General features: G+C 64.3%; 11 protein-coding genes and 1 tRNA gene. 9 read left to right on the top strand and 3 right to left on the bottom strand.

Annotated elements, in window-relative coordinates; translation table 11 throughout:
- Positions 1-77 (top strand) — tRNA-Met (locus U0C82_RS18065).
- A gap of 376 nt (positions 78-453) precedes the next feature.
- Here the strand turns inward: U0C82_RS18065 and pdxY are convergent.
- Genes pdxY through U0C82_RS18050 form a run of 3 tightly spaced genes read right to left on the bottom strand, consistent with a single transcriptional unit; the run spans position 454 to position 2,671 of the window.
- On the bottom strand, positions 454-1,299 hold the full coding sequence (gene pdxY / locus U0C82_RS18060) for a pyridoxal kinase (protein ID WP_322189139.1): 846 nt from the start codon (positions 1,297-1,299) through the stop codon (positions 454-456).
- Positions 1,296-1,976, bottom strand: coding sequence for an MOSC domain-containing protein (locus U0C82_RS18055; protein ID WP_322189137.1), 681 nt, complete (start codon positions 1,974-1,976; stop codon positions 1,296-1,298). Before U0C82_RS18055 ends, pdxY begins: the two co-directional genes overlap by 4 nt.
- Positions 1,973-2,671 (bottom strand): glutamine amidotransferase, encoded by a 699-nt coding sequence (locus tag U0C82_RS18050; protein WP_322189135.1) that lies wholly within the window; start codon positions 2,669-2,671, stop codon positions 1,973-1,975. The genes U0C82_RS18055 and U0C82_RS18050 overlap by 4 nt, the downstream gene beginning before the upstream one ends.
- 89 nt (positions 2,672-2,760) lie before the next feature.
- On the opposite strand from U0C82_RS18050, the gene pdxR reads away from it, so the two are divergent.
- From pdxR to U0C82_RS18010, 8 genes are all read left to right on the top strand, one after another.
- The gene (pdxR, locus tag U0C82_RS18045; protein WP_322189133.1) at positions 2,761-4,176 is read left to right on the top strand and encodes a MocR-like pyridoxine biosynthesis transcription factor PdxR; all 1,416 of its coding nucleotides are present in this window, start codon (positions 2,761-2,763) and stop codon (positions 4,174-4,176) included.
- A gap of 99 nt (positions 4,177-4,275) precedes the next feature.
- Positions 4,276-4,452 carry a hypothetical protein gene (locus U0C82_RS18040; RefSeq protein WP_322189131.1) on the top strand — a complete coding sequence of 59 codons (177 nt, stop codon included), beginning with the start codon at positions 4,276-4,278 and terminating at the stop codon, positions 4,450-4,452.
- 185 nt (positions 4,453-4,637) lie between these two features.
- Positions 4,638-5,657: a LacI family DNA-binding transcriptional regulator gene (locus tag U0C82_RS18035; protein WP_322189129.1), complete on the top strand. Its 1,020-nt coding sequence runs from the start codon at positions 4,638-4,640 to the stop codon at positions 5,655-5,657.
- A 114-nt stretch (positions 5,658-5,771) separates the two neighbouring features.
- A complete protein-coding gene (locus U0C82_RS18030) occupies positions 5,772-7,025 on the top strand; it encodes an ABC transporter substrate-binding protein (RefSeq protein WP_322189128.1) in 1,254 nt (417 codons plus the stop codon).
- A 77-nt stretch (positions 7,026-7,102) separates the two neighbouring features.
- Positions 7,103-8,014, top strand: a complete 912-nt coding sequence (locus U0C82_RS18025; RefSeq protein WP_322189181.1) for a carbohydrate ABC transporter permease — start codon at positions 7,103-7,105, stop codon at positions 8,012-8,014.
- Entirely contained in the window at positions 8,011-8,901 is an 891-nt protein-coding gene (locus tag U0C82_RS18020; RefSeq protein ID WP_322189126.1) for a carbohydrate ABC transporter permease, read from the top strand. Before U0C82_RS18025 ends, U0C82_RS18020 begins: the two co-directional genes overlap by 4 nt.
- A 22-nt stretch (positions 8,902-8,923) precedes the next feature.
- Positions 8,924-10,861 carry a glycoside hydrolase family 127 protein gene (locus tag U0C82_RS18015; RefSeq protein ID WP_322189125.1) on the top strand — a complete coding sequence of 646 codons (1,938 nt, stop codon included), beginning with the start codon at positions 8,924-8,926 and terminating at the stop codon, positions 10,859-10,861.
- Positions 10,858-11,961, top strand: a complete 1,104-nt coding sequence (locus tag U0C82_RS18010; protein ID WP_416186721.1) for an ABC transporter ATP-binding protein — start codon at positions 10,858-10,860, stop codon at positions 11,959-11,961. The genes U0C82_RS18015 and U0C82_RS18010 overlap by 4 nt, the downstream gene beginning before the upstream one ends.
- Positions 11,962-12,321: the final 360 nt, after the last annotated feature.

Here is a 12,321-nt window from a genome sequence, read left to right as displayed (position 1 = left end):
CGCGGGGTGGAGCAGTCCGGTAGCTCGTCAGGCTCATAACCTGAAGGTCAGAGGTTCAAATCCTCTCCCCGCAACCAATCTTCCTGAACCGGACCCCCGACTGAGCCCGCTGCGAGCGGGCTTTTTCATGTGTCGTGATCCATCGACACGCACTTCGCTCGAACCCTCTGCATCAAAAGGGTTCCGCGGTCTACTTCAAATGAGTTGCAAGATCGAACTGGCACTCCAGGGCACATGGATGGCCCATGAAACGCCGGGTTTGTTCGCGGCTTGTGCGGCAGCTCCATGCGATATGGAATGCGACCTGGCGAAGTGCGGCAAGGGCGGGGAACAGAAGCTCCTTTTTCGATCTTGGAAGCGGCAACCTTTGCGGTCGATGCCGCAATCTCATCGACAAGGGGCTCATGCCACCGACCTACACGTCATCGGTCGCGGGTCTGACATGACCCCCATTCAAAAATCGAGCGTCAGAAGAGCGCGCCGGAACTCCGGTTCGCTGAGAACCACTTCCCCGGCGCCGAGGGCACGGGCGTGGTCAAGCGCGCGGGAGGTGAGCCGCTGCGCTGCTTCGACGCTTTGCATCAGGGGAAATCCGCGTGCGAGCCCGGCGACGATCAGCCCTGCGAACAGATCGCCCGTTCCCGGAAGCGCGATCGGCAGGTGCTCCACCGGATGACGGCTCGCGCCGCCGGCTCCAAGTATGACGCTCTCAATGTGGCCGGCGGGCGTATCGTCGAGCGCGCACCCCGTGGCGATGAGATGGGCTCCGGGCGCGATGCGGAGAAAGGCTCGCGCGGCTTCGAGGTCCGCCATGGTCGCGATCGGCTGCCCGGTCAGCCAGCTCAGTTCGAACGGGTTCGGCGTCGCGATGTCGGCCATCGGCAGCAATCGGTCGCGCATGACGCCGGCAATGGCTTCCGGCACATAGAGCCCGGGGCCCGTGTCGCCCATCACCGGATCGCAGAGATAGACAAGGCGCGGATTGACGGCCTTGGCCTCGGCCACGAAATCCGCGACCATCAGCGCCACGTCGAGCGAGCCGATATAACCGGTCAGGATGAAATCCGCGCGTTCCGGCAGGCCGCGCTCGCGTGCGCCCTGCAACAGGTCCGAGAAGAATTCCGGCGGCAGCGCTTGGCCACGCAGCGTCGGATAGTCGGGCGTGTTGGAGAAGATGACCGTCGGGATCGCCGCCACCTCCAGCCCAGCCGCCAGCATCGGAAACACGGCCGCGGAATTGCCGACATGGCCGAACACGACCTGGCTCTGGATCGATATCACGAAGGGAGGAGAGGTCATGGCGTGCCGTCCAGTCTGTTGCGCCAATCTTCCACCCGGCCGCTCTCGAGCCGCCGCACCGCATAGTTCCGCCAGCCTTCGGCCAGCACGTCGAGGGCTGCGATGCCCTTCAGTTCGTCCAGGTTCAGCCGGTCGACATAAAGCGCATGCCAGAGCCGGCGGAGCGTCCAGTCCGGCGCGACGCGATCGACCAGTTCGACCCGGTCTCCCGTCTTCACGAGTCCGTCTTCCAGCACCCGGTAATACCAGCCTGTGCGGCCGCTCTGCTGCACGCGGCGGGCCATGTCAGGCACCGCGAAACGACGGTTGAGTTTCCAGCAGGGCTGCCGCCCCTGCGAGACCTGCAGGAGTGCCGTGCCCAGCCGGAAAACACCCCCCACTGCGACGGAGGTTTCGGTCGGGCCGGATGCCGAGATGTTCTCGCCAAATCCGCCGGGAGCGCCAAGCGGCGGCAGGTCGCCGAGTTCTTCACGCCAGAGCGGATAATGATCCAGCGGATAATGATGCACCGCCTTTTCGACGCCGCCATGCACCCGCCGGTCCGCCTGCTCGTCGTCTTCGAAGCCTTCGGGGCCGAGCCGAAGCGGCCTGTCTACCATCGTCTTCATGATGCCGCTTTGCGCGTCGCTGCCCACCAGCGGCCTGGCGCGCCCGGTCAGAAGGGTGATCGCGGTCATGCCGGCAAGTCCCGCAGCCACGCCCGAAGCATGGATTGGCCGGCACGCCTCAGCGCCGGACCATGCGCGATGGCGTCGCGGCGCAGGCTGGCCGGGTCGATGCGGGCCTCAGCCAGTTCCACGCTGTGGCCGATCAGCCAGCGTTCGAAGGCGGGCAGCTCGCCTGCTTCGGGATGGAATTGCAGCCCAAGAATGGTTGGGCCCATGGCAAAGGCCTGGGTCGCGCAGGCCGCCGTTCCGGCGAGACTGTCCGCGCCATCCGGGATATCGAAGGCTTCGCCGTGCCAGTGGAGAACAGGCCCATCCCGCAAATGGCGAAGCGGACTGTTGATGCCTCTCTCCGTCAGCGTCAGGGCGGAAAAGCCGATTTCCTTGCGGGGCATCGCGGCGACCCTTGCGCCCAGCGCCGCCGCCATGAGCTGTGCGCCAAGGCAGATGCCGAGTGTCGGGCGGCGGGCGGCCAGACGGGGGGCCAGCCAGATGCGCTCTGTCTTCATGCAGGGATAGGCTTCCATGTCATTCACCCCGATCGGGCCGCCGAGCACCACCAGGAGATCGGTGCCGAGCGCATCCGGCAAGGCATCGATGCCAGCTTCGGCATGGCTCAGCCGGTAGCCTTCGTCCTCGAGCACCGGGCCAAGGCCGCCAAGGTCCTCGAAAGCGAGATGGCGCAGGATCAGGGCGGATTTCGACATGGGGACCTCTTGTGTTTCGTCATGTCTCTCGCGAAAATCCGGCCTATATAAAAGAGCCAGTTCTGAAAATTTGAGATAGGCCGGTTTGCATGGCATCCGACCCGCTGGCCTTGGAGATCGAGAAAGACGCGCCCGGCCCGCTGTTTCTGGCGATCGCCGGGGCAATCACCCGCGACATCATGCGTGGCCGCCTCAAACCCGGCGCCCGTCTGCCCGGGACCCGGGCCCTGGCGCGCCAGCTCGGCGTTCACCGCAATACGGTCGATGCCGCCTATCAGGAGCTCACGATGCAGGGCTGGCTGCATGCCGAGCCGGCACGTGGCACGTTCGTTGCGCAGGATTTGCCGGAGAGCATGGCGGAGCCGGTTCCGGTACCCGCTCCGTTGCGGTCTGCGCCTGTTCGTCCGCGTCTCGCCTTCAGCGATGGCGCGCCCGATCCCAGGCTGGTGCCGGACAAGGCGCTCGCGCGGGCCTTCCGCCGGGCATTGCTGTCGCCGGCCTTCCGCGGCGGGACCGATTATGGCGATGCCCGCGGCACATCGGTCCTGCGTCACGCGTTGTCGTCCTACCTCGCCTCGGACCGGGGCGTGGTCGCCGATCCGGCACGGCTGCTGATCACACGCGGCAGCCAGATGGCGCTGTTCCTGGCGGCCAAGGCGGCGGTAAAGCCGGGTCAAGTCATTGCCGTGGAAGATCCCGGCTATCCGTTGGCCTGGAAGGCCTTCAGGGCCGCGGGTGCTGCCGTGCGCGGCATTCCCGTCGATGCGGGCGGGCTGTCGGTCGCGGCGCTCGATGCGGCAATCGAAGACGATCCGCGCATCGCTGCCGTCTATGTCACGCCCCATCACCAATATCCGACCACGGTCACCATGGGCGCGGCGCGACGGCTGCAGCTCCTGGATCTGGTCGAGCGCCACGGCATCACGCTGATCGAGGACGACTACGATCACGAATACCGCTTCGAGGGACGCCCGGTCCTGCCGCTTGCGGGCCGCGCCCCTGCCAATATGTCACTGATCTATGTGGGTTCGTTCTCCAAACTGCTCTCGCCGGGTCTTCGCCTCGGCTATGCCATGGCCCCCGAGCCGCTGCTCGGCCGCATGGCGGCCGCCCGTGCGGCCATCGACCGGCAGGGCGACACCCCGCTTGAGGCCGCGCTGGCGGACCTGATCCGCGACGGCGATCTCGGCCGCCATGCGAGGAAGGCGCGTCGCATCTATCGCGCCCGGCGCGATGTCCTGACGTCGGCGCTGTCGGCGCATCTGGATGGGCGGATTGTCTTCGATCGTCCTGCGGGCGGATTGGCGCTGTGGCTGCGTTGCGTGGACTTTTCAGCCGAAAGCTGGGCGAAGCGCGCCGAACCGGCCGGGCTCGCGCTTCTGCCCGGACCACGCTTCGCCCTTGATTTCGCCGCGCCGCACGCCCTTCGTCTCGGCTACGCGGCGCTGGACGAGGGGCAGATTGCCCGGGCGGTGGATATTCTCGCCCGAAGCCTGCCCGATTGAAACCAGGCCCTGTTGGCGACGTGGAATCCCACGTCATCGGGAGCATGATTCAAGACTGCCTGTTGAGAGGCGAATTTGGCTCGCGGCGACCTGACGGACATGGAACGGCGGATCGCCACCATGCGTGGCCATGTCGATCGCTGCCATGATGAAATCCCGCTCAACTCGCCTGCCACCCGCTTTTTCGCGAACGAATGGGCCGAAAGGCAGGGAAACCATGCGTGCGGCAAGCGAACAGGTCTTGACTATGCCTCGTGCGATGCCGGGCGATCGTGATCAGACAATCGAGACCCTCGGATTCCACGCGGCTCACGGCTTGACAGCGCATCGGGTTTGCGCAAACGTTATCTCAACAGATCTTTCGCTGGCTCTGGGAGGAAGAAGCGCATGATCGAATCCCGCTTCCATGGCTATGATTGCAGGCCTCGCCTGTTCGCCGGGCCGGTTGCATGACGGCCCGCGTGACCATTCGCGACGTGGCGGCGGCGGCGGAGGTCAGTGTGGCGACCGCCTCTCGCGCGATCAACGGCACCGGTCGCATGGCGGACGAGACGCGTGTGCGCGTTCGGGAGGCCGCGCTGTCGATCGGCTATCGCCCGAACATGATGGCCCGTGGGCTCGTGCAGAAACGCTCCTTCACGATCGGACTGGTTACCAACGATACCTATGGTCGCTTCACCCTGCCTGTGGCGGCAGGTCTGTCCCAGGCGATGCACGATCGCGGCGTCTCGGTCTTTCTCGCCTCCACGCAGGACAATCCGGCTCTGGAACTCAGAACCTTCGAGGCGATGGAGGAGAAATGTGTCGACGGGCTGGTCGTCGCCAATCGCCGCGTCGATCGCGGCCTCACCTTGCCGGAAACGGTCAAGTCGATCCCGACCGTCTATGTCATGTCGGCCTGCCCGGACGGGGCGATCGGCTTCAACCCCGACGATGTCGGCGCTGCGCGCGCGGCCACCGAACATCTTCTGTCGATCGGCCGCACGCGAATCGCCCATATCACCGGTCCGAAGGATTTTGCCGCCGCGCGCTACCGCGAGGAGGGATGGCGCGCCGCGTTGGCCGAAGCCGGTCTGAGCGCGCCGGCACCGGCAATCTACGGCACCTGGTCGGAGGCCCATGGCTGGGACATGGCGCAACAGCTGCTGACGACCGCCGCGCCCGACAAGCGGCCCGATGCCGTTTTCTGCGGCAACGACCAGATCGCGCGCGGCTTCATCGACGGTGCAACGCGGCTTGGCGTGGGCATTCCCGGGGACGTGGCCATCGTCGGCTTCGACAATTGGGAGATCTTCGCAGCCGCGACGCGTCCACCGTTGACGACGATGGATATGGGACTTTTGGATCTCGGTCGCAGCGCAGGGCTCTCGCTCCTCGACATCGTCGACGGGAAGCGGGTCGAACCGGGTCTGCGGCATCAACCATACCGGATCGTCATACGGGGATCTTGTGGAACGGCGAAAACCGCCGGGACCGCATGACTCCCCGATGAGGCATACGGTCGCTCGATCGGTTGAGCAAACGTTTAACCAGATTGATTCGATCCAACCCGGCTTTGCCAAAAGCCGACACGTTCGAAGCAGGGAGGAGACAGCATGAAACATCAGATCACCGGCGCGGTCATGATGGCCGCACTCGCATGGAGCGGCCTCGCCCGCGCCGAGGAGTTCTCGCTCTGGGTGCGCTCGGACGGCTCGGAATACATGCCGAAGCTTGTGGACGCCTTCAACGCCAAGGGCGAGCACACGGCCAAGCTGCAGATCGTTACCACCGACGAGCTCGTGCAGAAATATGCCATCGCCTCGGCGGGCGGCTCGGCCCCCGACGCCCTGTCCCTCGACCTCATCTACACGCCGGCCTTCGCGGAGGCCGGCCAGTTGAAGGACATGACGGATTTCGCCAAGTCCCTCGACTATTTCGACAGCCTGTCGAAGGCCCATCTCTCGGTCGCGACCTTCGAAGACAGGATCTACGGGCTGCCCTTCTCCGGCGATGCCTCGATTCTCCTGTGGAACAAGGACCTTTACGAGAAAGCCGGCCTCGATCCGGAGAAGGGTCCGAAAAGCTGGGCCGAAATCGAGGACCAGGCCAGGACGATCGCCGGGCTCGGCGATGATATTTACGGCTTTTATTTCTCCGGCCAGTGCGGTGGCTGCGCCATCTTCACCTTCGCGCCCTTGATCTGGGCCTCCGGCGGCGACCTGCTTCAGGAGAACGGCCGCAAGGCGACGCTCACCGATCCCAAAATGGTCGCGGCCGTGGAATTCTATCGCGGCATGGTCGAGGACGGCCTTGTTCCCGCCGGGGCGGAGACCGACGGCGGCACCAACTTCTTCTCGGCCTTTGCCAACGGCAATATCGGTATCGCACCCTCCGGTTCCTTCGCGATCGGCGCGCTCGACAACCGGTATCCCGATCTGAATTTCGGCGTGACCTTTCTTCCCGGCCAGACGGAAGGCGAATGGTCGTCCTTCGCGGGGGGCGACAATATCGTGATCTCGCACGGCACCCCCGACGAAAAAGTGTCGGCGATCGAAGCCTTCATCCAGTTCGCCTATTCGCTGGAAGGTCAGACGATCCTTGCAAACAACGGCGTCGTTCCGGTCCGCGGCGATATCGCCAAGGAAGCCCTGAAGGATCTCGACGATCGCTATGCCATCTCCGCCGAGGCCATGGCAGGCGGGCATACGCCGTACACAACGCTCTTCAACGATCTCATCAACTCGCGCAACGGTCCATGGATCACCGCGCTCAGCGCCGCCTGGTTCGCCAGCAGCGCGGATAAGGCGAAGGCCGCCCTCGAAGCAGGTGAAGAGGAAATGCAGTCGATCATCGATTCGGCGAACTGAACCCAGATCAGCGACCGGCGGCTCCGGCTGCCGGCTCCTGAGCGGTCCTGCGGGAGGAAACACAGATCATGCAACAGATGGCCGATTCGCCATTGCCCGAACCGACGCCGCGCCGGTCGCAGCGCTCCGGATGGATGGGCCTTGTCTATCTTTCCCCGGCGCTTTTCCTGGTCGCGGTCTTCTTCCTCCTTCCGGTGGGAATGACGATCTGGATGTCGCTCCACGATTGGCCGCTGATCGGCAAAGCTCGCTGGATCGGCATCGCAAACTATACAAGGCTGTGGGGCGATGCCCGTTTCTGGGACGCGCTCTGGTTTACGGTTCAATACACGTTCGCGGCGACCATCGGGCTTTTGGGCGTTGCCTTCGCGCTGGCCCTGATGGTGCAGAGAGAGGGGCGCGCCGTCGCCTTCTACCGGACGGCCTATTTCCTGCCGGTGGTGACCGGGTTCGCCTCGGCCTCTCTCCTGTGGGTCTGGCTTGCCAATGTCGATTCGGGGCTGTTCTCGCCGGCCGCCGACGCGCTCGGCCTGACCGACGGCCGGGTGAACCTTCTGGCGAGCTTCACGCCGGCCTTCCTTCTGGTGACCATCATGGTCGTGTGGAAGATGGCCGGGTTCTACATGATCATCCTGATGAGCGGCCTGCAGGCGATCCCGTCCGACTATCGGGAGGCAGCCCGCATCGACGGGGCGGGCCGAATGCAACGGTTCCGCTGGATCACCATGCCGCTGGTGCGCCAACCCTTCGCGCTGGCGCTGATTCTGTGCGTGTCGAGTTCGATGCTCGCCTTCGACCAGTTCTACATCATCCTGAGCGGCGGTCCGCACAATCAGACCGTCACCGCCGTCTACAAGATCTTCAACGAAAGCTTCGTCTCCTTCCGCCTTGGCTATGGCGCCGCCCTGTCGATGGTGCTGCTGGCGATCCTGATGGTGCTGAGTGTGATCCAGCTCATCCTTCTGCGCGACCGGGAGCCCGGCAAATGACGCTCACGTCTCTTCATCCGGCGGCACAAGACGGGCCGACGAACCGCAAAGGGCGGATCCGCTATCACGATGTGCTGTTCCACATCACCGGCATTATCGTCGCGATCATCTTTCTGGCACCGATCGTCTGGGTGGTTCTGGCCGGCTTCCGGCCAGGTCCGGAAGCGCTGCTTCCGCCTATCCCGCCCTGGCCGGCGGGTGCGCCGACGCTGGACAGCTATGTCCGGCTCGAACAGTTCGGCCAGTCCGTCCTCCATTACACGATGAACTCGGTCTTCGTGTCCGTCGGCACCGCGATGCTGACGATCGTGGTTTCGCTTCTGGCCGGGTACGGATTCTCGCGCTTTCGCTTTCCGTTCCAGAGCCTCGCTTTCGTGGTGATCCTCGCGACCATCATGATCCCGTTCCAGTCGATCCTGACGCCGCTCTTCCTTCTCCTGGCGAAAATGGGTCTCCAGAACACGCTTTTGGGTCTCGTCCTCATCTACACGACGCTGCAACTGCCGTTCTCCGTCTTCATGATGAAGAACGCCTTCGATGCGGTTCCCAGGGAGATCGAGGAAGCGGCCCGGATCGACGGGATCAAGGGGCCAGCCATGCTCTACAAGGTGATGTTGCCGCTGGTGACGCCCGGTATGGTGACGGTCGGACTCTTTGCCTTCCTCAACGCCTGGAACGAGTTCCTGGCCGCCCTCGTCCTGCTGACCGACCAGGACAAGTTCACCCTGCCGGTCCTGATGACCGCAGTCTATTCCGGGCGCTACGGCTCGGTCGACTGGGGCGCTGTCCAGGCCGGGGTCACCATCATGATGATCCCCTGCCTCATCCTCTTTCTCATCCTGCAACGCTCCTACATCCGCGGCCTGACTGCCGGCGCGGTGAAATAAGCCTGTCCGAAGGACCATTGTCATGAACCTGCACAAAACCGGCATCGCCACTCCGTCCACGAAGGCGAAGTTCCGCCCGCTCTCGCTCGACAAGGTCAGGGTCGGCGGCTTTTTCGGCCCCCGCATCGATACGATCTGCGCGACCACGGCCCGCACCCTGTTCGACCGCTGCATAGAGGCGGGAATGCTCGATCAGGTGGACCCGGATCGGCCCAATCCCGGCCAGGTCATCCCCTTCACCCACAACAGCACGGTCACCACGCAGATGTTCTGGGACAGTGATTTCGGCAAGTCGATCGAGACCGCCGCCTACGCGCTGAACCACCGTGAAGACGGCGAACTGGAAGCCCTGTGCGATACGGTGATCGCCGCCTATGGCCGGCTGCAACAGGCGGATGGCTATCTCAATTCCTGGTATATCCGCATCGAGCCCGGCCAGCGCTGGACGAATCTGCGCGACCGGCACGAGCTCTACAATGCCGGCCACATGATCGAGGGTGCGATCGCCTATTACCACGCCACCGGCAAGCGGGCCTTCCTCGACATGCTGTGCCGCTATGCGGACCATATCGACGAGACGTTCGGCCCTGAAGCCGGGCAATTGCGCGGCTATCCCGGCCATCCGGAGCTTGAGCTCGCGCTGGTCAAGCTTGGCCGCGTCACCGGCGAACGGCGCTATCTCGAACTGGCGAGGTTCTTCGTCGACGAGCGCGGCCGGGACCCGAAATATTTCGATATCGAGGCCGCGCGTCGCGGCGAGCGACCCGATGCGTTCCATTTCGGAACCTTCGAATATTGCCAGGCCCACCAGCCGGTGCGCGAACAGACAAGGGTGGTGGGTCACGCCGTGCGGGCCGCCTATCTCTATGCCGGCATGGCCGATGTGGCGACCGAATTTTCCGATGACAGCCTCACCGGACCGCTCGATACGCTCTGGTCCCATCTCACCGACCGCAATCTCTATATCACCGGTGGCTTTGGCCCCTCGGCCGACAATGAAGGCCTGACCTTCGATTACGACCTGCCGAACGAGACCGCCTATGCGGAGACCTGCGCCTCGGTGGCGCTCGTCTTCTGGGCAAGCCGCATGCTGGGGCGCGGCGCCGACGGCCGCTATGCCGACATCATGGAACAGTCGCTCTACAACAACGCTCTTGCGGGCCTTTCCCTCGACGGAACGCGGTTCTTCTACGACAATCCGCTCGAAAGCCGCGGCGGGCATCATCGCTGGACCTGGCACCGCTGCCCCTGCTGCCCGCCCAATATCTCCCGCCTCGTCGCCTCCGTCGGCAGCTATATTTACGGCGTGGCCGATGGCGAGGTCGCGGTGCATCTCTACAATGCCAGCGAAGCAGAGATCGAGGTCGGCGGCACATCGGTGAAGCTCGTCCAGACGACGGACTATCCCCTGAAGGGGGCGGTCGATATCGCCGTCGAGCCGACCACCGCCTGTCGTTTCACGCTGTCCTTGCGCGTTCCCGCCTGGAGCCGGTCGGGACGCGTGTGGATCAATGGAGAGCCTGTCGATGTGGCCGTGAAGGCCGGCTATCTAAGGCTTGAGCGCAACTGGGCACCCGGCGATCGCGTCGGTCTCGAACTCGATCTCACCCCGCGCCGGGTCTATGCCAATCCGCGCATCACGGTCGATCAGGGCCGCACGGCGCTCATGCGCGGGCCCTTCGTCTACTGTCTGGAGGAAACCGACAATGGCGCCGACCTCAATGCGCTCGTTCTGCCGGATGCAGCCCCCCTCCTGGAAGAAGATGTCGATGATCTGGGCGGCATCGTCCGCCTGACGGCGAGCGGTTTTCGCGAGACATGGCACGGTGAAGGCACCCTCTACAGCCTTGCGCCGCCAACCCGCGAAGCGGCGCAACTGACCGCCATTCCCTACTATGCCTGGGACAATCGGGAGCCCGGCGCCATGCTGACATGGATCAGACGGGAGGACACGAAATGAACGCCATGACCGGTGTTGGCGGCAGGTCCAAGACTGCCGGCCTCAAGCTGAGACGCCTGCACAAATCCTTCGGGACCTTTGAGGTTCTGCACGATATCAGCCTCGACATCGAAGCGGGCGAGTTCGTCGTCTTCGTCGGACCGTCAGGTTGCGGCAAATCCACACTTCTGCGTCTCATCGCTGGGCTGGAGGCGGCCTCGGCCGGCGACGTCTTCATCGGCGGGACCGATGTGACCGAGCGCGACCCCTCCGAAAGGGGCATCGCGATGGTCTTCCAGACCTACGCCCTCTATCCGCATATGACGGTCGGCGAGAATATGGGCTTCGGCCTCAAGGCCGCGAAGCGCCCGAAAGCGGAAATCGAGCGGAAGGTGCGTGAAGCCGCAGATGCTCTCAAGCTGACGGACTATCTCGATCGCCGGCCGGGCCAGCTTTCGGGTGGCCAGCGCCAGCGCGTTGCCATCGGCCGCGCGATCGTGCGCGAGCCGGACGTCTTCCTCTTCGACGAGCCGCTCTCCAACCTCGACGCGGAACTGCGCGTCGACATGCGCATCGAGATCGCCCGGCTTCATCGCCAGCTCGGCAACACGATGATCTATGTGACGCACGATCAGACCGAGGCGATGACACTGGCCGACAAGATCATCGTCCTGCGCAGCGGGCGGATCGAGCAGGTCGGCTCGCCCCGCGCCCTTTACGACGATCCCGATAATGTCTTCGTCGCAGGTTTCATCGGCTCGCCCGCAATGAACATTCTCGATGCCGTCGTCGATGAGAAGGGTGGCCTGAGGATCGGTGAAGACCGGTTGCCGGCTGACCCCCAGCTTCCGCCGCTGGCCCCCGGCCGCCGGGTGAAAGTCGGAGTCAGGCCCGAACATCTCCTTGTGGGTTCCAGCCAGAAAGAGGGTATCGCCATGGATGTGGAGTTCACCGAATTTCTCGGCGGCACATCCTATCTCTACGGTGTCGTGGCTGGTGGACAGCGCTTGACGGTGGAAAGCCGGCGCGGCTTCGTCGCAAAAACCGGAACGATGCTTCGCCTTACCGCCGAAGCGGCCGATCTGCGTTTGTTCGACGAAAACGGCGAGCGCATTCGTTGATCGACGATCTCCGACTGGAGGCATGACGGGCAGCCGGTCACCTTGGCAGCGATTGGTTTTGCGGGGCCCGGAAGGTCGCGGACAAGTTTGCGCCCATCCCTGGCCCGCGGCTCTCTCCGTCGTTCCGGAGCTGTCGAGAAGCAGCTGCGCCCTGTTTGGCGATCCCATTGCGGCGCCATCCGGATCGACGAGACCGACCTGAAGATCCGAGCCGTGTTGAACGACCGCAATCCGCCAATCCACGGCATGGCCTTTTTCACCCGGACACGATCGCTCTCGATCCCCTGCCGGCGACGCTTCGTGACAGGATGCCCCGGATCGGGTGCCAGCAGCCGATCCTCGACGGCTGAACGGATCGCG

It is taken from the genome of Fulvimarina uroteuthidis (assembly GCF_034321785.1).
In the GTDB taxonomy this organism is placed as follows: Bacteria; Pseudomonadota; Alphaproteobacteria; order Rhizobiales; family Rhizobiaceae; genus Fulvimarina; species Fulvimarina uroteuthidis.
This window is presented reverse-complemented; position numbering and strand designations above follow the sequence as displayed.

Bases quoted from the DNA above. Each gene is read 5' to 3' on its own strand.
- U0C82_RS18015 (WP_322189125.1), top strand. From the start codon at position 8,924: ATGAACCTGCACAAAACCGGCATCGCCACTCCGTCCACGAAGGCGAAG.
- U0C82_RS18055 (WP_322189137.1), bottom strand. From the start codon at position 1,976: ATGACCGCGATCACCCTTCTGACCGGGCGCGCCAGGCCGCTGGTGGGC.
- U0C82_RS18025 (WP_322189181.1), top strand. From the start codon at position 7,103: ATGGCCGATTCGCCATTGCCCGAACCGACGCCGCGCCGGTCGCAGCGC.
- pdxY (WP_322189139.1), bottom strand. From the start codon at position 1,299: ATGACCTCTCCTCCCTTCGTGATATCGATCCAGAGCCAGGTCGTGTTC.
- U0C82_RS18030 (WP_322189128.1), top strand. From the start codon at position 5,772: ATGAAACATCAGATCACCGGCGCGGTCATGATGGCCGCACTCGCATGG.
- U0C82_RS18050 (WP_322189135.1), bottom strand. From the start codon at position 2,671: ATGTCGAAATCCGCCCTGATCCTGCGCCATCTCGCTTTCGAGGACCTT.
- pdxR (WP_322189133.1), top strand. From the start codon at position 2,761: ATGGCATCCGACCCGCTGGCCTTGGAGATCGAGAAAGACGCGCCCGGC.
- U0C82_RS18040 (WP_322189131.1), top strand. From the start codon at position 4,276: ATGGAACGGCGGATCGCCACCATGCGTGGCCATGTCGATCGCTGCCAT.
- U0C82_RS18010 (WP_416186721.1), top strand. From the start codon at position 10,858: ATGAACGCCATGACCGGTGTTGGCGGCAGGTCCAAGACTGCCGGCCTC.
- U0C82_RS18020 (WP_322189126.1), top strand. From the start codon at position 8,011: ATGACGCTCACGTCTCTTCATCCGGCGGCACAAGACGGGCCGACGAAC.